This is a genomic window from Meridianimarinicoccus roseus (assembly GCF_003172915.1).
Lineage (GTDB): Bacteria > Pseudomonadota > Alphaproteobacteria > Rhodobacterales > Rhodobacteraceae > Meridianimarinicoccus > Meridianimarinicoccus roseus.
In genome coordinates this window covers 23,654-50,260 of sequence record NZ_QGKU01000060.1, presented here as the reverse complement: position 1 = coordinate 50,260, position 26,607 = coordinate 23,654, and the positions used below count along the sequence as shown (strand labels likewise).

Sequence of the window (26,607 nt, the reverse complement as noted above, 5' to 3'; positions counted from 1 at the left end):
TCACAGGAAGAACCCGATCAGCAGCGCGACAACGACTGCCGCCGCGCCCAGCGTGATCGCCCGTCGCCAAGTGTCGGCCCGGTCGGCTCCATCATCGGGTAGCGCGGTCGGCCGGTCCTGACGTCCCGCATCGCCGGGGCCCGCGCGCACATCGCTTGGGTCCGGTTTCCCCGCGCCATCGTTGCGTCCGCCCCGCTGCGGGTCGGTGTGGCGTTGGCTGGGCTCGGGCATCCGGTCCTCCGTCATATGGAAATCAAGCGAGTTTCTGTTTCTCGCGTCTGCAGGGACAACCCGTGCGGGCTGCGCCTGTTCCGGTGCGCTTCAGCGCGATGCGGAAAAACATGCCCACGCCAGGGTCTTCGGGCGCAGGGCGAGTATGCGGACGGCCGCTCAGAGGGAGGGGACCTCGCGACCGTCCGCACCGATGCGCCCCTTTGGGACACCGGGTCAAGCGCGGGCGCGTCGATTTGTTCCACGGCGGACCGGACCGACCTGTGACGGGCGCTTTGCGCAGCCGCGCGGCGACCGCGACCCAAGCAAATTGCGTTCAGATGGCCCCGCCCGGCCCCGGATCCACCGCAACTCCAAGCGCCAGAAGTGGCACTAGCGGGGCGATCACCACGACGACAAGGCCGAGGACGGCGAACAACCCGTCGCGGGTCATCAGCCCGGTGGCGATCAAAAGCACCGCGAGGCCAAGCAGCGACGACGTGAAGGGTACAAGCTCGAACAGCGGGATCACGGAGCCAGCGAACAGGCAGGCGGCGCCCAGTACCGCGCGCCCACCCGCTCCGGTCACAAGCGGCGCGAAGCGTCGGCGCGCATGGCCGTCCAGCCAGCGCCCCAGCCGGTCCAATCGTGCCACTGCCTGCCGCGCGCGGACGCCGCGAACCTGCTGGCGCATCAGCCGGGCGGGCAGCCAAAGGCTGTCGCGTCCGGGCCAGAGCATCTGTGCTGCGACCAGCGAGATCGTCAGTCCGCAGACCGACGAGAACAGCGGAATGCCCGACAGCGGCGAGATCAGCAACAACGCGGGCACCATCAGCATTGGTAGAAACGATCGGGCACCGAAGGCAGCTACCACGTCGCCCAGCGTGACCGTGCGGGCTTGGCTGACCTGCTCCAGCCGTCCCAGAATATCCTGCACCGGCCCGGAGCTCTGGTCGTGCTCGCCCGGAGTTGCGGTCTGTGTCATGTCCGTCCCTCGGGATGGCGGCCCGTATTGGGCCGCGCCATGAAAAAGCCCCGCACCCGGTGGCGCGGGGAGGTTGGGGAACCCTGACGTCGGCTGATGCCGCGCGTCAGCCGCGTCCATTCGGTGCGGCCTGCGGCGCGTCCGGGTCAGGCGCCACGGCAGCCGCGGCGGCGGCCATGAGACGGTCGCGTTCCTGCCGGTATACCTGCTGCGCCTCGCGGCCAAGCCGGTCCGCCATCGCGCCGAGATGCTCGTCTTCAGTGCGGCTGCGCGGCAGGCTCGCGCCCAGAACCGCGCCCGCAGCCAGCGCCAGAGTGCCCGCCAGCAGTGGATGCGCCCGGATGGCCTCCCGCGTCTGTGCGCTGCCGCGCCGGGCGCCCTTGCCGGCCTCTTCCGCCGCGCGGTCGGCGGCGGCCAGCGCCTTGCGCCGGGCTGCAATGACGCGGTCGCGGGCCTCTTCGGTCATTTCGGCGGTGCCGTCCTCCACACGTGCGCGCAGGTCCCCGGCCTTTGTGCGAACCGTGTCTGCTGCTTGCTGCGCCTCTGTGCCGGCCTGCCGCGCGGCGCGCTTCACATCCGGCGACCGGGCGGCCCGAGGTGCCATAAGTAGCGCAACGCCGCCCGCCACGATCATCGCTGTGCCGACCGGGTGCTCGCGGATGGTGTCGACCAGATCGCCGATCAGCCCGCCTGCGTCTGCGCCCTGATCTGGCGTACCGTGGGCGCTGTCCTGCGCCGCGTCGGCCTGCAAGGCGGCCAACGCCGCGTCGAAGTCCGGATCACTGTCTTCGCGGGTGGGGCCGTCCGGCGGCGCGGCCCTGTTGCGATCGGTCATGTCGTCCCTTTCCGTGTGCTACTGCGCAGGCGATCTTGCCGCCCGCATTCTGCCCTGACAACGGCCAAGCCGGCGCTGGGTTCCACACCGTTCCCGCACAGCGGCCCATTGCGGCCCAAGGAACGATTGCGCCGCGCGCGGGTTTTACCTCCACAACAAATCGACAGGAAAAGGTCCACATGACGCACATCGCTACGCTTCGACAGATCGAGAACGTAACCCATGACACTGTGCGTCTCGACCTCACGCGCCCGGAAGGATTCCGCTTTACGGCCGGGCAGGCAGTCGACCTGTCCATCCAGCGCGAAGGCTGGCGCAGCGAGGAGCGACCCTTCACGCTGACCGGGTCGCCGGACGACCCGGAATGGCTGGAATTCATCATCAAGATATACCCGGACCATGACGGTGTGACGCGCCAGATCGGTCAGCTCACCCCCGGTGCGACGCTGCACCTGAGCGCGCCCTGGGGTGCGATCCGCGATGCCGGGCCCGGGCTGTTCGTGGCGGGCGGCGCAGGGGTGACGCCCTTCGTGCCGATCCTCCGCGCGCGGGCCGAAGCGGGAACGCTGGACGGCTGCCACCTTGTGTATGCCAACCGTGGCGAGGCCGACATCATCCTGCGCCGCGACTGGGAAGCGATGGCCGGGCTGCGGACGAGTTTCGTCGTTGACGAGGCGCATTCCGACCTGCCGCAGGGTCCGATCGATGCCGCGCTGCTGCGCCGGTTGCTCGACGCCGCGCCGCGACGGGCGTATCTGTGCGGACCGCCCGGCATGATGGAGGCGCTGCCGCCGGTGCTGGCCGAGCTTGGCCTGCCGGAGGGCGCGTTGATTGCCGAGGATCTGTCCTGACCTGCTGCTCTAACGGCACGGCGGGAACATGCGCGGGCCGCGCCCGTTACTGGACGACATTGCGACAGGACATGCCATGACCGACCCACACAGGCCCACCGACCCGGACAAGGGACCAGATCCCGCGGACCCGGCGCACGACCTGCGCGCCGCGGCCGCCGCCGCGCGGGAGGGTGTTCATGCTGCAGCGCAGGGCGGCACCCGTGCCGCGCTGGATGGCGCCGCCAACCGCGCCAGCAACGGCGCGCGCGCGGCGGACGAGGCGGCGGCGGGCTTCGACCCGGCCGCGTTTCCAGCGCGCGCGCTGGAAAGCGTGGCGCTGCTGCTGGACGATACCGCGCGGGGGCTGCGCGGTGCCGATCTCGACACGGCGCTCGACGCGTTGCGCGAACGCGCCCGGGGCGCGCCTCTCGCCTATATCGCGGGGGCCGCCGCGTTAGGCTTCGCGGCAGCGCGGCTGGCTCAGGCATCAGGCGGTGGCGGCAGCGACCGGGATACCGCCGCGAGCGACGGAGAGGGCAGCACGGCGCAGGCGGAGCGGCAAGATGCCCGATGAAGACCGCCGCCCTTCCCCGCCGCGTCCGATGTCGGCCGCACAGTTGGCTGCACGTGCCTTCGATCAGGCGCGGGGTCTTCTGCGCCGCGAGGCCGATCTCGCCCGCGCCGAGCTCGATGCCAGCGCCCGGCGGGCAGGCGCGGGGCTGGGGCTGCTGGCCGTAGCACTGGTGCTTTCGGCGGTTGCGCTGAACCTGCTTTGCGGTGCGCTGGTCGCCTATCTCGCCGGGCGGGGTCTGCCCCCCGAGCTTTCCGGGGCGGGACTTGGCGGTACCCTGGCTCTTCTGGCGGGCTTTTTCGTGTGGCGCGGCCTTCGGCGGCTTGCGGATGCCCGTCACGGGCCGACACGGGCCGCGCAACAGGCGCAGGCCGATGCCGCACGGCTGTCCGAGGTCGCACATGGACGACGATAAGGCGCGCGCCATCGAGGCCGACATCCACCGCCGCCGAGAGGAGTTGGCGCTCACACTGGAAGCTTTGCAGCAACAGGCCGCGCCGGACCGTCTGGCTGCCGACGTGGCCGTGCGCGCGCTGCGCGAGGGCGGCGCGCTTCTGGACCGGGCAAGTGGTGCGCTGCGGCGCAACCCGGTGGCCGGGGTGCTGATCTTCGCCGGGATCGCGGCGCTGCTGCTGGGCCCGAAGGGCGACGCAAAGCGCGCGCAGCACAGCGCGGACGGGCCCCCGCCGGAGGTCTGAAGGCGCATCGGCTTTCCGATCTGCGTTGCAGTGCCCGCAGTTTCGCACGAAGTTGGCCGAACACCGAATCCCCGCTCCATACGTCGAGACATCCCATGGAAGACCAGTTCTACCGCATGAAACGCCTGCCGCCCTACGTCATCGCGGAGGTCAACGCGATGCGGGCGGCAGCGCGCATGGCGGGCGAGGATGTGATCGACCTTGGGATGGGCAATCCCGACCTGCCGCCGCCCGAACATGTGATCGAGAAACTGGTGGAGGTCGCACGCAAGCCCGACGCGCATGGATATTCGCAATCGCGTGGCATCCCCGGCCTGCGCCGGGCACAGGCGGATTACTATGCCCGGCGCTTCGGCGTCGATGTCGATCCGGAACGCGAGGTCGTGGTCACGCTGGGATCGAAGGAAGGACTCGCGAGCCTCGCCACGGCGATCACCGAACCGGGAGACGTTGTGCTTGCCCCGAACCCGTCCTACCCGATCCACACCTTCGGCTTCATCATCGCGGGCGCCGCGATCCGCAGCGTGCCGACCACTCCGGACGAGGCGTATTTCGAAAGCCTCGAACGCGCGATGGCCTACACCGTCCCGCGTCCCAAAGTGCTGGTGATGAACTACCCGTCGAACCCGACGGCCGAAACGGTGGACCTTGCGTTCTACGAACGGGTCGTGGCCTTCGCAAAGGATCACGGGCTGTGGATAATCAGCGATCTGGCCTATTCGGAACTATACTACAACGGAAAGCCGACCGTTTCGATCCTTCAGGCAAAGGGCGCCAAGGATATCGCGATCGAGTTCACCTCGCTCAGCAAGACCTATTCCATGGCGGGCTGGCGGATCGGCTTCGCGGTCGGAAACCCGACGCTGGTCGCCGCGATGACGCGGGTGAAATCCTATCTCGACTACGGTGCCTTCACGCCGATTCAGGCCGCCGCCTGCGCCGCGCTGAACGGCCCGCAGGACGTGGTGGAACAGAACCGCAAACGCTATCATGCGCGGCGCGACGTGCTGGTGGAAAGCTTCGGGCGCGCCGGCTGGGATATCCCGGTGCCGCAGGCGTCGATGTTCGCCTGGGCGCCGATTCCGCCCTCGCTGGCGCATCTGGGAAGTCTCGAGTTTTCCAAGCAGCTTCTGACGCAGGCCAAGGTCGCGGTCGCGGCCGGTGTGGGCTATGGCGAGAACGGTGAAGGCTTTGTGCGCATCGCCATGGTCGAGAACGAACACCGAATCCGGCAGGCCGCACGCGGGGTGAAGAAGTACCTGCAATCGATGGGCGTGAATACGCCCTGAAGGGCAGGCGGAACAGGCTTCGACAGTCGCCAGCCTCGACGGTATCTGCAGTGCGATCACGCTATCGCGGGCACAATGCGCCGCATGATGCTGCCACGCAACCACTGCGGACACCTCTTTTCGCAACCTCAGGGCGCGGCGGACCGCTCCGCGCCTCAGCGCGCGCGGAACAGGCTGCCAAGAATGCCGCGCACCAGCTTCTGTCCCTCGCGGGAATTGAGCTGCTTGACCACGGTGCGCGCCAGCGTATCCGACAGGCTGGGCCCGCGCCGTTCGGGGGCGCTGCTGCGCTTCGGCGGTTGATACCGGCGGGCCTTGTTGAACTCGGCGAAGGCATCCCGCGCTTCGCTGGTGGCGGCTTCGGCGCGGGCGACATCCGCGGCCGCCGCTTTGGCCCGCTCGGCCAACCTTTCATGGGCACTGTCGCGGTTCACTGGCGTGTCGTAGCGGCCCGCCAGCGGTGAGGCGGCGATGACCGCCGCGCGCTCCGCCTCGGTCAGTGGCCCCATTCGCGATCCGGGCGGGCGGATCAGGGTGCGCTGAGCGATGCCCGGCACCGCCTTGCCTTCCAGAAGCGAGGTGACGGCCTCGCCCGTTCCGACCTCGCGGATGGCGGTTTCCGTGTCGAAATCGGGGTTCGGGCGGAAGGTTTCGGCGGCCAGCCGCAACGCCTTCGCATCGCGCGGTGTAAACGCGCGAAGCGCGTGCTGGATCCGGTTGCCAAGCTGGCCCAGCACGTCGGGCGGCACGTCGTCGGGGTTCTGGGTGACGAAATACACGCCCACGCCCTTGGACCGGATCAGCCGGACGACCTGTTCGATCCGGTCGATCAGCGCCTTCGGGGCCGTGTCGAACAGCAGGTGCGCCTCGTCGAAGAAGAACACCAGAACCGGCTTGTCGGGATTGCCGATCTCGGGGAGCGCTTCAAAAAGTTCCGACAACAGCCACAGCAGGAACATTGCGTAAAGCCGGGGCGAGGACATCAGCCGATCGGCCATCAGCACGTTGATCCGGCCCATTCCTGCACTGTCGACCGCCATCATGTCGGCAAGGTCCAGCGCCGGCTCGCCCAGAAAGCCCGCCGCGCCCTCGTTCTCCAGCACCAGAAGCGCGCGCTGGATCGCGCCGATGGAGGCGGACGACACGTTGCCGTAGCGCGCCTTTACGTCGGGCGCGTTCTCGTCCAGCCAGACCAGCATCGCTCTCAGATCGTCGAGATCGAGAAGTGCAAGGTCCTGATCATCGGCGACAGCGAAGGCGATGGTCAGCACGCCCTCCTGCACCTCGGTCAGGTTCAGCATTTGTGCCAGCAGCAGCGGCCCGATCTCGCTGATCGTGGTGCGGACCGGGTGGCCCGCCTGTCCAAACAGGTCCCAAAACACCACCGGAAAGGCGCGCAGGTTGAAATCCGGCAGGCCGATCCGGTTCGCGCGGTCGAACAGGAAGTCCTTGGCCGCGCCCGCCTGAGACAGTCCCGACACATCGCCCTTTACATCGGCCATGAACACGGGCACGCCGGCCGCCGAGAATTCCTCGGCGAGGATCTGCATGGTGACGGTCTTGCCGGTGCCGGTCGCACCGGTGATCAGCCCGTGCCGATTGGCCAGTTCAAGCCAGAGCCGCTGTGCCGTGTCCTGCGCCGACCCGCCGCCGCCCACGAAAAGTCCCGGCTTGTCCATGCCCCTGCCCCGTGCTGCCTGCCCTGCGCCAGCATGGCGTCAAGCGGCGCGGCGGGCAACTGTCTTGCTCGCCGCGCCGCGGGACCGCGCGCCTTGTCGGTCAAGCGGCGGCGGGGTCAGTCGCCGATCGACCCTTCGGTGTCCCGGCGGCGGTGCATCTGCGCCTTCACCCGGCGGCCGACCACCACCGGCAGCAGGAACCCGGTGATGGCGACCACCCACAGGCCAATGGAAAGCGGGCTGTCGACAAGCGTCAGCCAGTTGCCGTCATCGATGGTGATGGCGCGGCGCAGGTTGTTCTCCATCGCGTTGCCCAGCAGCGTGCCGAGGATGATCGGCACCAGCGGCACGTCGAGCTTGCGCAGCCCCCAACCCATCACGCCGAAGCCGATCATGACCATCAGATCGAACGACGACCCCGAGATACCGTAGATTCCGACGAAGCTGACCATCGCTACGATGGGCATCAGCACGCGCGGCGGGATCAGCAGCAGCCGGGTGAACAGGCCGACCATCGGAATGTTCATCGCCAGCAGCATGAAGTTTGCGATGAACAGCGCCGCGATCAGACCCCATACCACGTCCGGATTGTTGGTGAACAGCAGCGGTCCGGGCGTGATGTTCAGCGCCAGAAGCACCGCCAGAAGCACCGCCGTGGTCCCGGACCCGGGCACGCCAAGCGCCAGCATCGGCACCAGTGCCCCGCCGGCCGCCGCGTTGTTACCCGCCTCTGGCGCCGCGACGCCGCGCGGATCGCCGGTTCCGAAGGTTCCCTCCTTGTCCACCAACCGCTTTTCCATGGAATACGAGATGAACGAACCGAGCGACGCGCCCGCCCCCGGCAGAACGCCGGCAAGGAACCCCAGCAGCGAGGTGCGCAGCATCGTCGGCGTGCAGGCCTTGAGCATCGACAGCGGCGGGGTCAGTCGCCCGATCTTGAAGCTGCGCCCCTCGGCATCGGACTTGCCGTGCCGTTCCTCGAGGAAGATGAACACCTCTGACAGCGCGAACAGGCCGACGATCGCGACAAGGAAGTCCAGCCCGTCATAGAGATGGACTTCGCCGAAGGTGAAGCGCGGTACACCGGTCTGCGTGTCCACGCCCACCATCGCCAGCCCGAGACCGAGCGCAGCGGCGAAGGCCGACTTAGCCTGGTTTGTGGATGACACGCCACCGAGGGTCATGAAAGCCAGCGCGAACAGCGCGAAGTACTCCGCCGGCCCGAACAGCAGTGCGATCTTCACAAGCTGGGGGGCCAGCAGGATCAGCCCCCATGTGGCCAGAAACGCACCGACGAAGGACGCGACGCCCGACAGCGACAGCGCCTCGCCGGCCATGCCCTTCTTGGCCATCGGGTATCCGTCGAGGCAGGTCATCATCGCGGGTTCATCGCCCGGAATGTTCAGCAGGATCGACGAGATACGCCCGCCATACATCGCGCCGTAATAGACCGATGTCAGCAGGATCAGCGCTGGTGTGGCGTCCAGCCCCAGCGTGAAGGCCAGCGGGATCAGGATGGCGACGCCGTTCGACGGGCCAAGCCCGGGCAGCGCGCCCATGACGGTACCAAGGAAACAGCCCAGCAGCGCAAGACCGAGGTTCTGGAAGGTCAGAGCGATGGCGAACCCGTCGGCGAGATTTGAAAACATGTCCATGATCGGCTCCTCAGAACCCGAATGGCCCGCGCGCGAGCGACAGGCCAAGCACGAGATGGAAAATGACGTAGATGCCGACCGAGGTGCCAATTCCGGTCATCAGCGCGCCGAGCGGCCCGGAGCCGAGCCGCCAGCCAAGAAAGGCGGCGGCGAGCGCGGTGGCGATCACGAAGCCAAGTTCCGGCAGCAGCTGGGCATAGAGCACCATCACGACGACAGCGGCGGCGATTTCGGCGATGCGGCCGAAGTCGGGCCAGTGCGGTTCTGGGTCGGGGCGCAGTGCGATGACCGCGCTCGACAGCGCAAGAACGGCTGCGATGATCAGCGGGAAGGCTTTCGGGCCGACCGCGTCGGACAGGAAACTTTCCTCGATGGCGAAGGCCGATATCGCGAAACCGAGCGCCAGAAGAATTCCGAAGACGCCGAAAATACGATCACTCATGGGGGTCTCCCTTGGCGGCAGGTGGTCGAGTGGGGCGCCGTGACAGCACGGCGCCCCGTTGCGGGCAGGCAAGGCAGGGCGGGCTTCTCGCGAAGCCACGGCCGGCCCTTACTTGATGATGCCGATCTCGCGCGAAATGTCCTGGATCTGCGCGATGGAGTCGGACACGAAGCTCTCGAACTCGGCGCCCTGCAGATCGAGCGGCGCCAGCCCGTTGACTGCCATCACCTCTTTCCATTCGTCCGAGGCATAAAGCTCGGCAATGGCCGCGACCCAGGTGTCATAGGCCGCATCGGACATGCCGCCGGGGGCATAAAAGCCGCGCCAGTTCGCGCCGATCGCCTCGATGCCCTGTTCGCGGGCGGTCGGGAAGGAGGCGAATTCGCCGTCCAGCCGGTCGGGCGAAAGCACAGCGATCACCCGGATGTCACCGCTGTCCACAAAGCCCTTGGCTTCCGAGATGTCGCCGGTGAAGGCCTGCACCGAGCCGGCCAGAAGCTGTGTGACCGCCTCGCCGCCACCGTCGAAGGCGATGTATTTTACGCTGCGCACGTCGTCGATGCCATAGGCGTTGGCTGCGATCAGCACCTTCAGGTGATCCCAGCCGCCGACGGCCGAGCCGCCCGCGATGGACACCGACCGGGGGTCGGCCTTGATGCGGTCCAGCAGTTCGGGCAGCGTCTGAACTTCGCTGTCGCGCGACACGGCGATCACGCCGTAGTCCGCGCCGACCGACGCGAGCCAGCGCACCTGGTCCATCGTGTTGCCCGGATAGGCGCCCTGCGCCAGGCGCGTCGCCGTCGCGGTCGAGGCCGCGACGATCAGGTCGTTGGCGTCGTTGCGCTTGTTGACGACCTCGGCGAAGGCCACGCCGCCGCCGCCGCCCGCCAGGTTGACGACCTGCATGGTGCGGTCGATCAGGCCGAGATCCTGCAGCGACTTGCCGACCTGCCTGCAGGTGAAGTCCCAGCCGCCGCCGGGGTTGGCAGGCGCGATGCATTCGGGGTTTTCCGGTGTGAAGCCCTGCGCGCCGACGGACACGGCGGACACGCCGAGGATGGCCGCGGCGACGAGCGCACGGGATGCGGTGAAGATCATGGTTTTCCTCCTCTGGATCGGCGGGCACGTTGTTCGTGCGCCCTGCCGCAAGTCCCCGCGCGGCCCGACCGCCCTTTGCAGCCCCCTCCGAGCGGGTTAAGAAGGATCACTAGCGAAAGAAGCTGTCACGAACCTGTCAGCCGTCGCGTGCGGGCCGGAACACCGGCGGGGGGACGTCGTCATCATGCGGGTGCTGATGGTCGAGGACACGGCCGACCTGGCCGAGGGGGTCATCGCCCGGCTTGCGCGGGCGGGCATCACCTGTGATCTGGCCGATTGCCTCGAGGCCGCGCGCGACTTCCATGCGGTGCAGCGCTATGACGCGGTCCTGCTGGACATCAACCTGCCGGACGGGTCTGGGCGCAGCTTCCTGCGCGACATCCGCGGCGCGGGCGACCGCACGCCGGTGCTTATGCTGACTGCGCTGGTATCGGTGGACGATCGGGTCAGCGCACTCGATCTCGGGGCCGACGACTATCTTGTCAAACCGTTCGACCAGCGCGAACTGGAGGCCCGGCTACGCGCACTGGTGCGCCGCGATGCCGACCAGAAGGGCGACCGGATCGTGCTGGGACCGCTGGCCTATTTGCCTGCCCAGCAGGCGGCGACGCTGGCCGGGGACCGGCTGGAATTGACACGCCGCGAGGCGACGCTGCTGGAAATGCTGCTGCGCCACCCCGGCCAGGACCTGAGCAAGACGCGGCTTTATGATGGGCTTTTCGGCTTCGACGATGCCGATGTCGGGGTGAACGCCATCGAGCTGTATATCGCGCGGCTGCGCAAGAAACTGGCGGGCAGCGGCGTGTCGATTATCACCCGGCGCGGCGTCGGCTACCGGATCGCGCTGGATGGCTGACGCGCCGCGCAGCCTGCTGGCGCGTGTGGTTCAAGCGGTGCTGCTGCTGCTGCTGCTGGGCGGGGTGCTGATCTCGGGCTCTACATGGTACAACGGGCGCGCGGCGGCGCGTCAGGCCTATGACCGCATCCTGCTGGGCGCGGCCAGCGATATTGCCGAATCCATCAGTGTGCGCGACGGTGTGCCGGTGGCCGACCTGCCCGTTTCGGCCTTTGAGTTGCTGGCGCAGGCGCCGGATGATCGGGTCTACTATTCCGTGCGCGGGCCGGATGATGGGCTGATCGCGGGGCTCGACGATACGCGCATCGCGCCGCCCGACCCCGCGCGGGGCATCGGACCGGTCTATTTCGACGCAAGGCTCCAGCACGAGGCGGCCCGTTTCGTTCAGGTTAAGCGGCGCTTCGCCGAACGCGACTTTTCCGGCGAAGTGTCGGTCATCGTGGGCCAGACGCTGCGCGCGCGCCGCGCAATGGCGCTGGGGCTTGTGCTGCAGGGGCTGGTGCCGGTGTCGGTCGCGGGGATCGCGCTGCTGGTGATGTCATATTTCATAATTCGTTCAGCGGTACGGCCGCTGGAACTGCTGGCGGCCGACCTGTTGCACCGTGACCCTTACGACCTGACCCCGATGCGCACCGAGGGGCTGCCGCGCGAGCTTCGGGTCACGCTGGACGCGATGAACCGCTTCATGGACCGGCTTGACCGGCAGATGCAGGCGATGCGCAATCTGATCTCTGATTCCGCGCACCAGCTGCGCACGCCGGTGGCGGCGATCCGGGTACAGGCGGAATCCATGGTGGAGGAGGAGGACGCCCACCTTCGCGCCCATGCGCTGGCCCGGCTGCTGGCGCGCACCCGCTCGCTCGGCCGTCTGCTGGACCAGCTTTTGTCGCGCGCGCTGGTGATCCACCGGACCGACAGCGCGCCGCGCGTCGTCATCGACCTGCGCGAGATCGCGCTCGACATCGTGGAAAAGCGTGATCACGAACTGCTTGCGCCCGGGGCCGAGGTGACGTTGGCGATTGGCGAGGCGCCAGTGCCGGTGTTGGCCGACGCCTTCTCGCTGGAACAGGCGGGCCGGAACCTGCTGGTCAACGCGCTAAGGCATGGCCGCGCGCCGGTGCGCATCGGCACCGACGATAACGGTACCGAGGCCTCGCTTTGGGTCCAGGATGCTGGTCCTGGCCCCGATCCGGCGCTGCTGGCGCGGGTCGGCCGCCGTTTCGCCCGGAGCGCCGCCTCGCACGAGGACAGCGCCGGGCTGGGCCTGTCCATCGTGTCCGACGTTGCGGCAGCCTTCGGCGGTCGGGTGGATATGGTGCCCGGACCCGAGGGATTCCGCGTCTCGCTGGTCTTGCCCGCGGTCGAGGCGCCGAAATGATGGTGCGCAGGCAGTGCCTTGGAGCGACTCTACCACTCCTGCTGCTCGCGCTGGCGGCGGTAGTGGGCGTTCCGTCAGCGGCGCAAGAGGCGACGGCGCGGTTCGGCAGCGGCGCGACGGCAATCCTGCTGCGCTCCACCACAGACATCGCGATCATCCGCCCGGTAATGGAGCGGTTCGTCGCCCGCAACCCGGAGCTTTCCGTGCGGTACGAGCAATGGGGATCGAACGCGCTTTTCGCTGCCAGCCGCGCCGCCTGCGCGGGCGAGGGCGATCAGGCTGACGCTGTGTTTTCATCGGCAGTTCACCAGATGGTGTGGCTGGTCAACGCGGCCTGCGGGCATCGCTACCAGTCCGCGCGCACCGCAGCGTTGCCCGCGACGCGGCGCTGGCGGGACGAGCTTTGGGGCATCACCGAAGAACCCGCCGTCATCGTCTACAACACCGACCGGATCAGCGGCGCCGAGGTCCCGCGCAACCGCTTCACCCTGCTGGACCTGATGCGAAGCAATCCACCCCATCTTCGTGGCCGCATCGCCACCTACGACATCGAGGCGTCGGGACTTGGCTACTTGTTCGCGCACAGCGACAGCCTCGAGGCGACGACCTTTGGCGCGGTGCTGGAAGGCTTCGCCCGCATGGAGGCGGTTGCGACCTGCTGCTCGGCCGAGATTATCCGCGGCGTCGCGGAAGGCCGCTACCTTATCGCCTATAACGTGCTTGGCTCCTATGTCGCCAGCGCGACCTTCGCCAATGTCGGGGTGATCCTACCCGAGGACTACACGCTGATCTTGTCGCGTGCTTTCATGATCCCGCGCGATGCGGCGCACAAGCCCGAGGCGGCGCGACTGCTGGATTTCCTGCTGTCGGACGAGGCGCAGCACATCCTGCGGGACATTGGACTCGTGCTGACGCGCGATCCGTCTGAAACCGGGCTGTTGCCAAGCGCCCGGCGCTTCATCGCGCTTTCGCCCGCCCTGCTGGTGGCGCTGGACCGCAACAAGCGCGACCAGTTGTTCACGCTGTGGGGTCAGGCCTTCACCATCGACAACCGTCCCTGAGCCGCCGTGCGACCACGGGCGACACGGGATCACGCGGCGGCTGGCGCGCGCGCCAGCCACGCTTCGAGGCTGGCCAGATCCGGGGCTATCTGTTCGGCCAGCCCGCAGGCGAAGGCGTCGAACGCGGCGTGGTTGCGCGTGTTCAGGCCCAGCAGCACCGGCACACCCAGGTCCAGTGCTGCGGCGATCGGCGCGCGCATCCCCTGCCCCGCCGCTTCCTGCTTGCCGAACTTGTTCACGACCAGAAGATCGGCCATGGCGTCGAGCCGCGCCATCACATGGCCGACCGCCGTTTCCAGCGCCGCGGCATCAAGGCGACAACCTCGCGATCCTGCCCCCAGCGACTGGGATATGCGGAACGATGGCCCGTCCGGCAGCACACGCACGTCCATGTCGCATTTGCCTTGCCCGGCGCAGTCGGTGTTGGTCTGCACAATGCCGTGAACGCACAGCCCGCGCGTGGCGGCAGCCTGCGCGAAGCGGGTCAGCAGCGCGTCGGTCTGCCCGGCCTGCGGTGTCATCACGTAGCCAAGTTTCACCCGCCGGTTTCCCCCCGATCATCGGCCATCCTCCCGGCCGCGTGCAGTTCACAGCGGCCGGGGCGGCGTGTCAATGGCGGGGCGCGGCCGACCTGCCGGTCAAGCGGCCCGGCCCGGCCCGCTGCAAACTGCGGCTTCCGCCGCCCAGGTCAGTCCGGGCCGGTAGCGCGCGGCGACCTGCCCGTCCTCCAGCGCAAATAGGTGCATCCAGCCGTTATCGAACAATGCCCGAACGTCTGGATGGCGTTCGAGGATCGCGGTGATCCGGTCCTGCGGAGCCTCGATCATCACCGACAGGCGTAGCGGATCATGGGCCAGCGCGTCGCCGTCATGCACCGCCTGCCACGGCAGGCCGGGCCGCAGCTTGCCGCCATTGCCCTGCACCACGCCAATACCGCCCACGACGTTGTGGATCAGCTTCGTGCCGCCGCCAAAGGCGACCGGCGCCACGGCGGAGCCGTAGTATTGCAGGCTGATCCAGCTTGCGACGACCACCGGCGCGGTCAGGATCAGCTCCAGCGTGCCGAAGCCGTCATCGGCCCGCCAGTCGTAGCTGTGCAGGAAGGCGCGCCCGCCAAGGTCCACCCCGGCCGTCGCGGCCCGGGGGGCCGCGATGAAGGCCGCGCAGCCCGCAAGGCCCCATTCCGGGCGCAACTCGGCCCAGTTCACCGCACGCGCGGCGATGTCCTGCGCCGTGGCGCCGGGAAGCCGCGCTGCCCGCTCGGCCCGCGCAGCCGCGCCGGCCCGTTTCAGCCAGCGCGCGATCCGGCGGGTGTCTTCGGCATGGTCCGGCGCGGCGGCGTCACGATACAGCGTCACGGCGTCCGTCGTTGTGTCGTGCAGCCCCGCAAGGAACAGCGTATCCGCCGGAACATCCACGCCGTGGGCGGGCAGCGCGGCGCGGACCTCCGGGTCGTTCAGCAGCGCCGCCAGAAGCCGGGCCGAGACTTCGCCGGTATGGCCGCCGCACGCGCCGCAGTGATAGGCGCTTTCATGCGGGTTGTTGGTGACCTGCGCGCCGTGGCCCAGCAGAAGAACCACGCGGCCGTGTCCGCGCGCAAGGCTCATGGCCTTGAGGGCCGCCGCGGCCGCGGCCGCCTTTGCGTCGGGACCCGGATCGGGATCAAGCCGGGGTGCGGGGCTGGGCGTGCCGGGCGCGGTCTTGTCGGCGCCAAGCGCGTCGCGCAGAAGCTTAACGCCATAGACCGGGCCCGCCGCTTCGACGAAGGCGAAGGATGACACGGCCGCTTGCCGGAAGCGGCCCCAGGCGCGCGTCGCGCGGGCCGCGATCCTTGCTGTGTGTTCACCTTGCGCCGTGCCGTGACTCGTCGAGTGCATCGCCGGGTTCAGCAGTACCGGCAGATGCGCCTCGACTACGTCCGACCCGTGAGCGGTATGGGCCAACGGCAGGCCGAAGAAACCGGCAAAACCGATTGTCTCGATCGCCGGGTCCTGGCTTTCCAGCGCCCGGCGGAACACTTCGGACCGCACGTCGATGCAGAAAGCGGCCTGCAGTGCAGGGCGGGTAGGCGCCGCTTCGGTCGCGCCGACGAGAGCAGCGGCTAGGCGGCGCTGATGGGCGCGTTCGGCGGCCTCCTGCAGAATCGCGTCCACGGCCTGGTCGGCGGACGGCACCACTGGCCGGGCATGGGCGGCCAGCGTGTCGGCCCATTGCGCGCCGATCTGCGGAGCATGGGCCAGCAGTGCCTCTTCCCAGACCAGCCGGATCGCCAGAAGTTGCGCCGGCGTGTCGTCGGTCCCGCCCGCAAGCTCTGCCTGCCAGGACAACCAGCGCCCATGTTGCGCCCAGCCGCCGAGATCCATCAGCAGCCGGTGGAACACCGAGCCGGCTGCGTCTTCGGTCAATCCCAGCCGGTCCGACGCGCGCAGGATCGCCCGGTCCGGCGTGTCCGGCGCGTCGGCGGCGTGGGCGCAGAACCCGGCCAGCCCGGCTATTTCAGGCGTCAGGTCGTAGCTGGCCCAGGTGCGCCACGCGGCATAGGCGTCGCGTCCCGGTGCCGGTGTCCACAGCGCCTGCCCGCGGTCGAATTGCCCCGCCGCCCACAGCCCGAAGGTGCGGTCGATGATCGACGGCCAGTCGGTGCCGGTTTCAGCCATGGCGAGCTCGGCCAGAGTCGGCAGCGATTTGGCAGGTGCACCGCCCTGCTGCGCTGCGGTCTTCAGCGCGGCAAGATCGGCGGGCTTGTCCGGTGCTGTGCTGGCGTCCAGCGCGGCCAGCAGGTCGGCATCTGTGATCCGCCCCTCGGCCATGGCGGCGGCGTGGGTGGCCCGCGGCGGTGTCAGCGGCGCGCCTGCGACCCGCGCGAGCCGGGCCGACGCGGTGGCAAGGTCCTCGTCGCTCTGGCCGAGGAAGGGGTTGACCGCTACGGTCGCGTCCAGCGGGAAAGCGGGTGGCACCGCGTGCGCGGCAGCATCGACGATGCCGGAAAGGCGGGCGGGTGTGATCTGGTCATGTTTCAGGTACATCTGGGTGTCTCCTTCGCGGTCTTGGGGCATGTTCACCGGGACGCGGGGGCGCGGAACCCGCCGATCAACCGGTCAAGCAGCGCGTTCAGGTAAAGGCCGTTGGCAAGGTGCACGCGCAGCCCGGCCGTCGCTGGGTGATGCGCCCAGAGCGGGAACAGCGCCTGCGCGAAGGCGACCAGCCCGAAGGATGCGACCGCCAGCACGATCAGCGCCCATTCGAGCGGGCCCGCCACCGGCACCGGCGGCAACTGCGCGCCCCAGAGCGCGCCCGCTACCTGCTGGAAGGTGAAATAGGCCAATGCAGCCCCAAGAGCGGCCAGCCCGGTGCGCCGGGTCAGCGCGGCGGGCGCGGCATCGGCCAGGCCCTGCGCGACCAGGTAGGCGACTCCGAAGATCAGCATCGCGCCAAGCGCCAGGGCCTGCGGGGATTTTGGCCCCGCTGCCAGCGAGAATAGCGTCGCCACCGCGCCATACAGAAGCAGTGCCAGCGCAAAGGATTTCATCACCGCGCCGATATCGGGCACCGCGACAGGGCCGGGCCGCTTGAGGCCCGCCACCGCGCGCACAGCCCCGCCGGAGCCCAGGAAGGCATGCGCTTTGTACATGGAATGGGCCACGATGTGCAGCAGCGCCAGTGGCCAAAGGCCAAGCCCGCATTGCAGCAGCATGAAACCCATCTGCGCGACGGTGGACCAGGCTAGTGCCGTCTTGATCGCGCTTTGGGTCAGCATGACGACGGCACCGAACAGCGCAGTCAGCCCGCCCAGCATCACCAGCGCTGCCATGCCGCCAGGGCTGGCCTGCACAACGTCCGCAGTGCGGATCAGCAGGTAGCCGCCGCCGTTGATGATGCCGGCATGCAGCAGGGCGGACACCGGGGTAGGCGCTTCCATCACCTCGGTCAGCCAGCCATGCAGCGGGAAGGCCGCCGTCTTGAGCATGGCCGCCAGAACCAGCGCCGCGACAGCAAGATGCGCGGTGGCCGGCAACGCACCCTGCGCAGCGGCAGCACTTCCCGCGGTTGCCAACGCGGCAAGGTCCACCGTACCGAAGGCTGATGCGAGCAGCCCGGTCGCCGCAAGCAGCGCCAGGTCGCCAGCATGCCACACGATGGAGAACTTGGCCGCCGCGCGCCGCGCCGCGGGCCGTTCCGGGTAGAACAGCAGCAGGTGCCGCAGCGCGATGCCGACCGCGACGAAGGCAAGGATCATCACAGGCAGGTTCGCGGCCTGCACCAGCACCAGCACGGCGGCCAGCGCGGCCAGCATCAGGCCGTGGAACAGGCCTTCGCGCGCCTCGCCGTCAAGATAGGTGCGGGCATAGCGCATCACGACCCAGCCGATGAAGGCCACCAGCACCGTCATCGTGGCGCTGAGCGCATCAAGACCCAGCGCGAAGCCCGCGCCGGTATCGGGCAGCGCCACACGGACCGGACCGAAGGCCACAAGCTGAGCCGCGCCGCCAAGCGCAAGCGCCAGCGACGCCAATGCCGCAAGTTCCGAAAGGCGCGGCAGATGGCCGGGGCGGCGGCCGGGCTGCGCCGCGGCCATCGCGGCGACCGCCAGCAGCACCAGGGGCGCAAGCATCGACAGGGGGGGGATCATCATCATGTACACTCCGCATCATTGTCAGCTTCGGTGTCGGTATCCTGCGCGGCTCCGTTGTCCGTCCGGCGCGGCGCGAACTGCGTAGGGAGACAGATAGCGTTTGCCAGATGCCCAAGAAATTACATATTATGGCGCATATTGTTCTGTTTTGTAGAAGAATGGCTGGGCTCAACCTTCATCATCTCCGCCTGTTCCGCGCCGTGGCGCGCGATGGTACGCTGACCGGTGCGGCGCGACGGCTGAACCTGTCGCAATCGGCGCTCTCCACCCAGGTCAAGGCTCTGGAGGCGGCGCTGGGGCACGACCTGTTCGAACGGCGCGGGCGGGGTCTCGTTTTGACCGAGGCGGGACGCATCGCGCTCGACCACGCGGAGGCGATCTTTCGTACTGCGGACGATCTGGCCGCGACGCTACGCGACAGCCGCGGCGCGTTGCGCGCGCTTCGGGTGGGTGCGCTTGCGACGCTGTCGCGCAATTTCCAGATGCAGTTCCTCCGCCCGCTGATCGGTCGGCCCGATGTGGAACTGATCCTTCGGTCCGGTGGGCAGGGCGACCTGCTGCGCGGGCTGGAAGCGCTGTCGCTCGACGTGGTGCTGACCAACCTCGTGCCGGCGCGGGACGCGTCCAGCCCCTACCTGGTGCAGCAGATCGCTGAGCAACCGGTCAGCCTTGTCGGTACGCCGGGACGCCGTGCGCTTGCGGACCTGCCATTGACGGACCTTCTGGCCGAGGCGCCGCTGATCCTGCCGACGCCCGAATCGGCGCTGCGTGCGGCGTTCGACGCGCTGGTGCAGCGGCTTGGCGTCGTGCCCCGCATCATGGCCGAGGCGGACGACATGGCGATGATGCGCCTGCTGGCGCGTGCCGATGCGGGGCTTGCGGTCATCCCGCCAATTGTCGTGCGAGACGAGTTGGCCGCCGGGACCCTGCTGGAGTTGACCCGGCTGGAGGGCATCACCGAATCCTTCTGCGCGGTCACGCTGCAACGCCGCTTTCCCAATCCGCTGCTGTCCGAGGTGCTGAGCGCGCAAGCGGCGCAGACCCCGACGGATGGCGGCTGAGCCGCTTGCATCGCGCACTGCGAGGGCGCAGGCTGCGAGCGGCACTCACAGCAGGGAGATCGTGATGAAACTCAGCGCGCGCAACACCATCAAGGGCACCGTGGCCAGCGTCGAAAAGGGCGCGGTGAACGCGACGGTCCGCATCGACGTGGGTGGCGGGACAATCATCACCTCCGTCATCACCAACGACGCGGTCGAGGAATTGGCACTGACCGAAGGCAAGACCGCCTACGCGGTCATCAAGGCCTCGCACGTGATGGTCGCCGCCGAGGACTGATGCAGCCTGGCTGCGGCGCGGGGGGCCGAAACCGGTCCGCCAGCCGCACAGTGACAAATGCCAGCACACCCTTTCTGGTCGCCCTTGTCGGACATATGGATTGAAAGGCACCCCGATGACACGCACGTCCCTTGTTATTGCCGCCGCCCTCGGCGCGCTGTCGGGCCTTTTCGGCTGCGTCGAGACGACGACTGCGCCCGGCACACCGTCCGTCGGCAGCGCGACCGATTTGTCCGATTTCGAGGGTGCCCGTGCCGGGCAGGCCGAACTAGGACTTCAGGCGCTCGGATTCGAGCCGATCCGAAGCGAGGGGCTCGTGACCTTCTGGTTCAACCGCGACACCGGCACCTGCGCGCGGATCACAACCTCGAACGGGCGTTATTCCGACGTGACGATGTTGCCGGCCGAGGACTGTTGACACATGCCGCATCGGTCCGGCGGCGGCGCGGGCCGTCGCAGGCCAGGACATCCGGGCACTCCCTTCCCACGCACGCAAGGCGTCGCGGATGTTGCGCGCTTGTCGTGAAACGGCATGACCGGCGCCCGGCGCGGTGCTGGCGTACAAGGGTCCAAGCAGCGCTCTCCGGCGAAGTCCGGGCGGGCGCGGCCATGAACCTCCGCCGTCGAGTGCGCGGCTGTTGCTTGGTCCTGTTTCCTTGCCGCCCGTGCTGCACTGATACTGATCGGGTCGATGCTGGTGCTGGGCAGAGTGCCGGATCGGTTGGGCGCCGTTACGCTTCTGGTGGGCGCACTGACGCCGCCGACCGGGGCGAACAACCCGTGGCTGGCTCTGGCGCTGATCTATGCCGTGCCCTCGGTACAGACCCGACTGGTCACCCATAAGGCGGTGGCGGTGCTCATGTCTCCAGTCGCGGTTGGGCTTGCAGCCAGGCTTGGGATAGATTTCCATCCTTTCGGCGTTGCTGCTATGTTCGCGGCCTGGGCCAGTTACTCGGCCCGATCGGCTACCGGAGCAACACGCTGGTCTGCTGCACAGGCGGCTTCCGCTTCACCGAATTCCTGAGCATCGGGGTTTCCGATGAACCTCGTGATCGGAGCAGTCACGGTGCGGGCAAGGCCGCTGGTCTGGCCGCTTTACAACGCCCGCGGGAAACGTCGCCTGCCCCGCCGCCGGTCCCGCCCTGCCCTTTCCGGGTCAGCGCCAATCGTCCGGCAGGTGCAGCGTCTTGACCTCCAGGAACTCCTCAAGGCCGAGCCGCCCGCCCTCGCGCCCGTTGCCGGACATGCGGTAGCCACCGAACGGGCTGCCCCCCGCCAGCGGCGTGCCGTTGACATGCACCATCCCGGCGCGCAGGCGCCCCGCAACCCGCAGCGCGCGGTCCCGGTCGCCGGTCTGGATGTAGCCGGCCAGCCCGTAGGGCGTGTCGTTGGCCAGCGCAATCGCCGCGTCCTCGGTGTCGAAAGGGGTTATCGACAACACAGGGCCGAACACTTCCTCACGCCAGATCGTCATGTCCGGTGCCACATCCGCGAAAATCGTGGGGCGAGCGTAGTGGCCGATTTGCAGTCCGTCCGGCTTGCCGGACCCTCCGGCGATGCAGCGCGCACCCTGCGCCATCGCGCCCGCGATATAGCTCTGCACGCGGTCCCACTGGGCCCGCCCGGCCAGCGGGCCGATCCGCGCACCGCAGACCGCCGGATCGCCGACGACGGTCTGCGCCGCCGTCCGCGCGGCGAGCATGCACACGGTGTCGTAGATCGGACGTTCGACCAGCATCCGGGTCGGCGCGTCGCAGGACTGGCCCGAATTCAGGAAGCACTCGGCGACCGACGCTTCCACCCGGCCCGCAAGGTCATCACCGCAATCGGCGAACACGATGTTGGGGGACTTGCCGCCAAGTTCCAGCGTCACGCGCTTCACGGTGTCGGCGGCGTCCCTTGTCACCGCGATGCCGCCGCGCGTGGATCCGGTGAAGGACATCATGTCCACATCCGGATGCTGCGACAGCGCCGCGCCGGCCTCGGCGCCAGTGCCGTTCACAAGGTTGAACACACCGGCCGGAACACCCGCATCGTGCAGGATATCGGCATAGATCGCCGCGGAGAGCGGGGTCAGTTCGGACGGCTTTAGCACGCAGGTGCAGCCCGCCGCCAGCGCTGGAAGCACCTTCAGCACGATCTGGTTGATCGGCCAGTTCCACGGCGTGATCAGTCCACAAACCCCCACAGGCTCGCGCAGGATCGTGTCGCCATTGGCCAGTCGTTCGGTCCATTCGAAACCTTCCAGCGCGTCCAGCAGCGCCTCGAGATGCATCACCCCCACCGCAGCCTGTTCGGCCAGCGCCATGTCGGTCGGCGCGCCCATCTCGGCCGTGATCGCGGCGGCAAGGTCGATCTGGCGGGCGCGGGTCAGCCCAAGGATGCGGTCCAGCACCGCCACGCGGTCGGCGACGGGCGTGGCTGACCAGCCCGCAAAGGCGCCGCGTGCCGCGGCGACGGCGGCATCCACGTCAGCTGCGTTCGCCAGCGCAATCCGGGCAACGGCGCGTTCCGTCGCCGGATTCTCCACCGCCATACGTGCGGCCGAACGCGGCGCCACCCACGCGCCGCCAATGTAGAAGCGGGTGCAGTCGTCGGTCATGCCTGTTCCTTCGCATCGAGCCAGTCGCGGATGATTGCCCGGTGCCGGTCCGCGCCGTAGCTGGCGAAGTGCCCGCCATGCACCACGCGCACCGGCAGATCGTGCAGCCGCACCATGGAGGCGTGATAGTCCGCGGCGTCGGAATGGTAGGTGTCCTCGATCAGCGGTCCGTCGTAGACGATGTCGCCCGAAAACAGGATACCCGTGGCCGCTTCCCACAGTGCGATGCCGCCGGGCGAATGGCCGGGGGTGTGGATCACCTCGAACACGCGATCACCAAGGTCGATCACGTCGCCGTCGTCGACAAGCCGTTTCGCAGGAGCCGCGTGCACAGCGTAGGTCGTGGAGGCGTAGGGGGCGGGCGGCAGCGCGTCGAAGATGTCGTCGGTGACATAGGGATCGGCCAGAGTCGCCGTGTTGACCGGGTCGGCAAGGATATGAGCCTCCGCGCGGTGCACAACGCGGTCGGGAAACTCATGGTGGCAGCCGATATGGTCGAAATGCGTGTGGCTGGCCACCGCGGTCAGCGCACGTTCGGTCACCAGTGGCACCCAGCGGCGCAGCGGCAGGACGCCCATGCCGCTATCGACCAGCATGTCACGGTCGCGCCCGCGCACGTGCCAGCAGTTGCAGCGGTAGAATTCCTTGATGAACGGTTCTGAGATCAGCGTCACGTCATCGGCGCACCGCTCTACGGCGTACCAGTCTTCGGGTCTTGCACGTTGCATCGGATCACTCCATCGCAAAGACGGTCAGCGGGTCGGTCGCGGCGTTCAGGTGCAGCAGGTCGCCCGGCGCGGGCAACTCGCCCGGCGGCAAATGCGCGATCAGCGTCAGCCCCGGCGCGGCGTCCGGCAACACGTGGACGCGGCAATGGGTGCCGAAGAAGGCCGCGTCGCGCACCCGCGCGGGACCGAGCGCCAGCCCACCCGGCGCAGGACCGATCGCCTCGGGCCGCAGGCAGAGCGTCGCCTCGCCCGCGGGGCCGCGATGGGGCAGCGTGCCGAACGGCGTTTCCAGCGCGGTGCCGGTAGCGCGGGCAGGCACGCGGTTCGTCTCTCCCATGAAGGCAGCGGCGAAGAGCGAGCGCGGCGCGCGGTAGATGCGGGCGGGCGGCCCTTCGTCTTCGATCCGGCCCCGGTTCATCACCACGATCCGGTCGGCGATGGCCATCGCCTCTTCCTGGTCATGGGTGACGTGGATGAAGGTCGTGCCGATCTTGCGCTGGATCGTCTTCAGTTCGTCCTGCATGCTGCGCCGTAACGCTAGGTCCAGCGCACCCAGCGGTTCGTCCAGCAGCAAGACCTCGGGATCGACGGCCAGCGCGCGGGCCAGTGCAACCCGCTGTCGCTGACCCCCGGACAGCGCGTGCGGTCGCTTGTCCGCAGCCGTCTCGAGACCGACCAGCGCCAGCATTTCGTGCGCGCGAGCATGACGTACCCGCCGCCCCTGCCCCGCCATCCGCAGACCGAAGCCGACATTGTCGCGCAGGGTCATGTGCGGGAACAGCGCGTAGTCTTGGAAGACGGTGGTGGTCGGACGCCGGGCCGGGGCGAGCCGCGTCACGTCGCGCCCGCCGATCAGCACGCGTCCCTCGGTCGGATCGACAAACCCGCCCAACACCGATAACAGCGTGGTCTTGCCGCAGCCGGATGGGCCCAGCAGCGTCACGTATTCGCCCGCCGCGATATCGAGCCGAATGTCGCGCAGCGCTTCGAACGCCTCGAAGCGGTGCGAGACGCCATCAATGCGGACCGGGGCGGTCATCCGCGCCTCCGCAGGACCAGCAATTCGGCAAGGATCACCGCGGCGACCGACACGAGGAAGACCACCGATCCGATGGCGTTGAGGCGGGGCGACAGACCGGAGCGCAGCATGGACCAGATCTCCACGGGGAGGGTGACGTCGAAACGCGTCAGCAGGAAAGCGATGATGAACTCGTCCCAGCTCAGCGTGACCGACAGGAAGAAGGCGGCAAGGATCGCGGGCGCGAGCATCGGCACTGTGACAAGGCGCAGCACGTCTGCCTCGGACGCGCCAAGATCGCGCGCGGCGCGTTCGGCGCTTTGCTGCTGTGCGCCCATCGACGCGTAGATGATCGCGAAGGCGAGCGGCAGATTGATGACCGTATGGCCGATCCCGGCGGTCAAAAGCGACAGCGGCAGGCCCAGGCGCTGGATCACGATCAGCAGGCCCAGCCCGACGATCAGGTAGCTGACCGTCATTGGGACGATCAGCAGCGCCCTGATCATCGCGGCGCCGGGCAGAACGAACCGCGCAAGCCCATAGGCGGCCAGGAAACCCAGGCTCACCGCCACCGCCGACGACCCGAGCGCCACGCCTAGCGAAGCCGCCAGAGCCGCCAGAAGATCGTCGTCGACCAGAACCTCGCCGTACCATCGCAGCGACGGGCCGTCGAAGGGCGGCACCGGCAGCCCTCCCCCCTGGAACGAGAACAACACAAGGGCCGCCACCGGCAGGTAGATGAAGCAGAACATCGCGGAGAGGTAGATCCATGGCAACACGCGCATCATAACCGGTCCACTCGCAGCCAGCGCGCACCGGCAAGGTAAGCCAGCGTCACCAAGCCCATCAGCACGATCGCCAGCGCCGAGGCGAGCGGGAAGTCCGCGCGTCGGCCAAGCTGCACCATGATCACCTGCGGGACGGTCAGTTCGGTGTTGCCGCCCAGGATCTGCGGCGTCACGTAGTCGCCGATGCACAGGACGAAAGTCAGAAATGCGCCGGTCACGATGCCCGGCAGGGTCAGCGGCAGGATCACGTGCCGGAAGGTCTGGAATGCGCTGGCGCCAAGGTCCATCGCCGCGCGGCGGTAGTTCGGGGACAGCTGCACGAGATTGGCGTAGATCGTCAGCGTCAGCAGCATAACGAAGAAATGCACGAAGCCTGTGACCGTCGCGAGCCGCGTGTTCGCCAGCGTGACTGGTTCCGCGATCAGGCCCAGCATCAGCAGCGCCTCGTTCACCCAGCCTTCGCGCGCCAGCACCAGCAGCCACGCATAGGACCGCACCACGTAAGAGGTCCAGAACGGCAGGATCGCCAGAAGAAGCGCCAGCCTCTGCCAGCGCGGCGGCACACGGAAGGCGATGATCCACGCCAGCGGATAGGCCAGCAGCACCGACAGCGCGGTGACTGTCAGGGTGATTTCCAGCGACACGATGACGGCGCGGCGCAGGTAGGCACGCTCGGCCAGTTCGGCGTAGTTCGACAGGCTCAGACCCCAGACCAGTTCGCGCCCGTCCAGCGTGGCCAGGCTCATGGCCCCCATCACCGCGAAGGGCAGCACGAAGAAAGCCAGCGTCCAAAGCAGGGCCGGAGCGACGAAGCCCCAGCCCATCGCGTCGGAGCGGACCGCAGTCACTGTTGCAGCGTGTCCAGCCAGAGATCCTGCATCTCGATGTCGAGATCGGTATCGGGCGCAGGGTAAAGTTGCGTGCGGCTCAAGTAGTCCGGCTGGTCGTCCCAGCGCAGAACGGCCTTCTGCGCGTCGGTCAGGATGTCACCCGCCTTTGCGTTGGCCGGCATCCCCCAAAAGCACGAAGACGTCGCAAGCCGCGCCTGCCCTTCCGGGCTGACGATGTACTTCACGAATTCCAGCGCAAGATCGGGCTTCTCACTACCTTCGAGCACGCCGATGGACTGCGCCCAGCGAACTGCGCCCTGTTCCGGGATGGTCCAGGTCAGGTCAGGCTGTTCCTCGGCCAGCACGGCGGTCAGCCATTCACCCCCGCCCACGACGATGTCGACTTCGCCAGTGGCCAGCGCCGTCTGCGCCGCGACAACCCCGGCAACAGAAGCCGCGCGCGAGCGCATGGTCGCCAGCGTCTCGCCGATCGCGCTCAGGTCGTCCGTGCCGATCTCGGCAGTGGGTATGCCGCCCGCGATTGCGGCCAACCCCATCACCGGCAGGTAGTAGTCGTAGATCGACAGCCGGCCCGCGTATTTCTCGGACCAGACCGCCGATAGGTCGCTCATGTCTGCCGGGTCCACCTTCGCCGCGTTGTACGAGATCGTGTTGTAACCGAATTTCTCGGTTACGGCATAGGTCTTGCCGTCTACAATGTTGTTTTCCGCCATCACCACTTCGGGAAAGAAATCGCCCGTTGGAAGAGCATCCGCGGGCAGTTCGGCCAGCAGCCCGGCCTCCACTGCGCGGAACACGTCGATGCCGTCGATGACCAGAACATCCCAGTCGCCGGGGCGGGACTGTTCCAGCAGCGCAAGCGCCGCACCGGTGCCTTCGTATTCGCGCAGGTTAACGGTGACGCCATGCGCCTCCTCGAACGGTGCGATAAGCGCGTCGTCGGTATGGTCGCACCACACCAGTGCGTTCAGTTCCTCCTGCGCGGCGGCGGCGCCTGCCAGGCCCGCCAGAGCCGTGGTGCCAAGGCACAAAAGCAGTCGTGACGACATCGGATAACCC

Annotated in this window: 28 protein-coding genes; 12 read left to right on the top strand and 16 right to left on the bottom strand. The window is 68.2% G+C overall.

The window, feature by feature from the left end; all coding sequences use genetic code 11:
* The 3 genes from DKT77_RS18415 to DKT77_RS18405 form a co-directional block, all read right to left on the bottom strand.
* Complete coding sequence (locus DKT77_RS18415; RefSeq protein ID WP_146205041.1) at window positions 1-231, bottom strand: hypothetical protein; 231 nt, start codon at window positions 229-231, stop codon at window positions 1-3.
* 316 nt (window positions 232-547) lie between these two features.
* On the bottom strand, window positions 548-1,195 hold the full coding sequence (locus tag DKT77_RS18410; RefSeq protein WP_109813118.1) for an exopolysaccharide biosynthesis protein: 648 nt from the start codon (window positions 1,193-1,195) through the stop codon (window positions 548-550).
* Window positions 1,196-1,301: 106 nt separating this feature from the next.
* Window positions 1,302-2,030, bottom strand: coding sequence for a YtxH domain-containing protein (locus DKT77_RS18405; protein WP_109813117.1), 729 nt, complete (start codon window positions 2,028-2,030; stop codon window positions 1,302-1,304).
* 179 nt (window positions 2,031-2,209) lie between these two features.
* Between DKT77_RS18405 and DKT77_RS18400 the strand changes: the two genes are divergently transcribed.
* From DKT77_RS18400 to DKT77_RS18380, 5 genes are all read left to right on the top strand, one after another.
* Window positions 2,210-2,881, top strand: coding sequence for an FAD-binding oxidoreductase (locus DKT77_RS18400; RefSeq protein WP_109813116.1), 672 nt, complete (start codon window positions 2,210-2,212; stop codon window positions 2,879-2,881).
* Between the two features lie 76 nt (window positions 2,882-2,957).
* Complete coding sequence (locus DKT77_RS18395; protein ID WP_109813115.1) at window positions 2,958-3,437, top strand: hypothetical protein; 480 nt, start codon at window positions 2,958-2,960, stop codon at window positions 3,435-3,437.
* The gene (locus DKT77_RS18390) at window positions 3,427-3,849 is read left to right on the top strand and encodes a phage holin family protein (protein WP_109813114.1); all 423 of its coding nucleotides are present in this window, start codon (window positions 3,427-3,429) and stop codon (window positions 3,847-3,849) included. The genes DKT77_RS18395 and DKT77_RS18390 overlap by 11 nt, the downstream gene beginning before the upstream one ends.
* The gene (locus tag DKT77_RS18385; protein ID WP_238548006.1) at window positions 3,836-4,132 is read left to right on the top strand and encodes a DUF3618 domain-containing protein; all 297 of its coding nucleotides are present in this window, start codon (window positions 3,836-3,838) and stop codon (window positions 4,130-4,132) included. The genes DKT77_RS18390 and DKT77_RS18385 overlap by 14 nt, the downstream gene beginning before the upstream one ends.
* 95 nt (window positions 4,133-4,227) lie before the next feature.
* Complete coding sequence (locus DKT77_RS18380) at window positions 4,228-5,421, top strand: LL-diaminopimelate aminotransferase (RefSeq protein WP_109813112.1); 1,194 nt, start codon at window positions 4,228-4,230, stop codon at window positions 5,419-5,421.
* 155 nt (window positions 5,422-5,576) lie between these two features.
* On the opposite strand, the gene DKT77_RS18375 is transcribed toward DKT77_RS18380, so the two are convergent.
* The 4 genes from DKT77_RS18375 to DKT77_RS18360 form a co-directional block, all read right to left on the bottom strand.
* On the bottom strand, window positions 5,577-7,100 hold the full coding sequence (locus DKT77_RS18375; protein WP_109813111.1) for a helicase HerA-like domain-containing protein: 1,524 nt from the start codon (window positions 7,098-7,100) through the stop codon (window positions 5,577-5,579).
* A gap of 116 nt (window positions 7,101-7,216) precedes the next feature.
* A complete protein-coding gene (locus DKT77_RS18370; RefSeq protein ID WP_109813110.1) occupies window positions 7,217-8,755 on the bottom strand; it encodes a tripartite tricarboxylate transporter permease in 1,539 nt (512 codons plus the stop codon).
* 10 nt (window positions 8,756-8,765) lie between these two features.
* Complete coding sequence (locus tag DKT77_RS18365) at window positions 8,766-9,197, bottom strand: tripartite tricarboxylate transporter TctB family protein (protein WP_109813109.1); 432 nt, start codon at window positions 9,195-9,197, stop codon at window positions 8,766-8,768.
* A gap of 108 nt (window positions 9,198-9,305) precedes the next feature.
* Complete coding sequence (locus DKT77_RS18360) at window positions 9,306-10,295, bottom strand: Bug family tripartite tricarboxylate transporter substrate binding protein (RefSeq protein WP_109813108.1); 990 nt, start codon at window positions 10,293-10,295, stop codon at window positions 9,306-9,308.
* A 184-nt stretch (window positions 10,296-10,479) separates the two neighbouring features.
* Here DKT77_RS18360 and DKT77_RS18355 point away from each other — a divergent pair, with 184 nt between their 5' ends.
* The 3 genes from DKT77_RS18355 to DKT77_RS18345 are packed head-to-tail and all read left to right on the top strand — an operon-like array spanning window position 10,480 to window position 13,590.
* A complete protein-coding gene (locus tag DKT77_RS18355; protein ID WP_109813107.1) occupies window positions 10,480-11,151 on the top strand; it encodes a response regulator transcription factor in 672 nt (223 codons plus the stop codon).
* Window positions 11,144-12,529 carry a sensor histidine kinase gene (locus DKT77_RS18350; RefSeq protein ID WP_109813106.1) on the top strand — a complete coding sequence of 462 codons (1,386 nt, stop codon included), beginning with the start codon at window positions 11,144-11,146 and terminating at the stop codon, window positions 12,527-12,529. Before DKT77_RS18355 ends, DKT77_RS18350 begins: the two co-directional genes overlap by 8 nt.
* The gene (locus tag DKT77_RS18345; RefSeq protein ID WP_338016095.1) at window positions 12,526-13,590 is read left to right on the top strand and encodes an ABC transporter substrate-binding protein; all 1,065 of its coding nucleotides are present in this window, start codon (window positions 12,526-12,528) and stop codon (window positions 13,588-13,590) included. The genes DKT77_RS18350 and DKT77_RS18345 overlap by 4 nt, the downstream gene beginning before the upstream one ends.
* A gap of 29 nt (window positions 13,591-13,619) precedes the next feature.
* On the opposite strand, the gene DKT77_RS18340 is transcribed toward DKT77_RS18345, so the two are convergent.
* The 3 genes from DKT77_RS18340 to DKT77_RS18330 form a co-directional block, all read right to left on the bottom strand.
* Window positions 13,620-14,129 carry a DUF2478 domain-containing protein gene (locus DKT77_RS18340; RefSeq protein WP_238548005.1) on the bottom strand — a complete coding sequence of 170 codons (510 nt, stop codon included), beginning with the start codon at window positions 14,127-14,129 and terminating at the stop codon, window positions 13,620-13,622.
* 99 nt (window positions 14,130-14,228) lie between these two features.
* On the bottom strand, window positions 14,229-16,616 hold the full coding sequence (locus DKT77_RS18335; protein WP_109813105.1) for a YbcC family protein: 2,388 nt from the start codon (window positions 16,614-16,616) through the stop codon (window positions 14,229-14,231).
* 32 nt (window positions 16,617-16,648) lie between these two features.
* The gene (locus tag DKT77_RS18330; RefSeq protein ID WP_109813192.1) at window positions 16,649-18,223 is read right to left on the bottom strand and encodes a proton-conducting transporter transmembrane domain-containing protein; all 1,575 of its coding nucleotides are present in this window, start codon (window positions 18,221-18,223) and stop codon (window positions 16,649-16,651) included.
* Window positions 18,224-18,381: 158 nt separating this feature from the next.
* Here DKT77_RS18330 and DKT77_RS18325 point away from each other — a divergent pair, with 158 nt between their 5' ends.
* The 4 genes from DKT77_RS18325 (at window position 18,382) to DKT77_RS18310 (ending at window position 20,585) form a co-directional block, all read left to right on the top strand.
* Entirely contained in the window at window positions 18,382-19,284 is a 903-nt protein-coding gene (locus DKT77_RS18325) for a LysR family transcriptional regulator (RefSeq protein WP_109813104.1), read from the top strand.
* A 64-nt stretch (window positions 19,285-19,348) separates the two neighbouring features.
* Window positions 19,349-19,561: a TOBE domain-containing protein gene (locus DKT77_RS18320; RefSeq protein WP_109813103.1), complete on the top strand. Its 213-nt coding sequence runs from the start codon at window positions 19,349-19,351 to the stop codon at window positions 19,559-19,561.
* Between the two features lie 115 nt (window positions 19,562-19,676).
* Window positions 19,677-19,979, top strand: a complete 303-nt coding sequence (locus DKT77_RS18315; RefSeq protein WP_109813102.1) for a hypothetical protein — start codon at window positions 19,677-19,679, stop codon at window positions 19,977-19,979.
* 273 nt (window positions 19,980-20,252) lie between these two features.
* The gene (locus DKT77_RS18310; RefSeq protein ID WP_109813101.1) at window positions 20,253-20,585 is read left to right on the top strand and encodes a transporter permease; all 333 of its coding nucleotides are present in this window, start codon (window positions 20,253-20,255) and stop codon (window positions 20,583-20,585) included.
* Window positions 20,586-20,717: 132 nt separating this feature from the next.
* On the opposite strand, the gene DKT77_RS18305 is transcribed toward DKT77_RS18310, so the two are convergent.
* The 6 genes from DKT77_RS18305 to DKT77_RS18280 are packed head-to-tail and all read right to left on the bottom strand — an operon-like array spanning window position 20,718 to window position 26,597.
* Entirely contained in the window at window positions 20,718-22,163 is a 1,446-nt protein-coding gene (locus tag DKT77_RS18305) for an aldehyde dehydrogenase family protein (protein ID WP_109813100.1), read from the bottom strand.
* Complete coding sequence (locus tag DKT77_RS18300; protein WP_109813099.1) at window positions 22,160-22,891, bottom strand: MBL fold metallo-hydrolase; 732 nt, start codon at window positions 22,889-22,891, stop codon at window positions 22,160-22,162. The genes DKT77_RS18305 and DKT77_RS18300 overlap by 4 nt, the downstream gene beginning before the upstream one ends.
* Before the next feature lie 4 nt (window positions 22,892-22,895).
* Window positions 22,896-23,930 carry an ABC transporter ATP-binding protein gene (locus tag DKT77_RS21580; RefSeq protein ID WP_109813098.1) on the bottom strand — a complete coding sequence of 345 codons (1,035 nt, stop codon included), beginning with the start codon at window positions 23,928-23,930 and terminating at the stop codon, window positions 22,896-22,898.
* On the bottom strand, window positions 23,927-24,697 hold the full coding sequence (locus DKT77_RS18290) for an ABC transporter permease (RefSeq protein WP_109813097.1): 771 nt from the start codon (window positions 24,695-24,697) through the stop codon (window positions 23,927-23,929). Before DKT77_RS18290 ends, DKT77_RS21580 begins: the two co-directional genes overlap by 4 nt.
* Complete coding sequence (locus DKT77_RS18285; RefSeq protein WP_238548004.1) at window positions 24,694-25,545, bottom strand: ABC transporter permease; 852 nt, start codon at window positions 25,543-25,545, stop codon at window positions 24,694-24,696. Before DKT77_RS18285 ends, DKT77_RS18290 begins: the two co-directional genes overlap by 4 nt.
* Entirely contained in the window at window positions 25,542-26,597 is a 1,056-nt protein-coding gene (locus tag DKT77_RS18280; protein ID WP_109813096.1) for an extracellular solute-binding protein, read from the bottom strand. Before DKT77_RS18280 ends, DKT77_RS18285 begins: the two co-directional genes overlap by 4 nt.
* Window positions 26,598-26,607 lie beyond the last annotated feature (10 nt).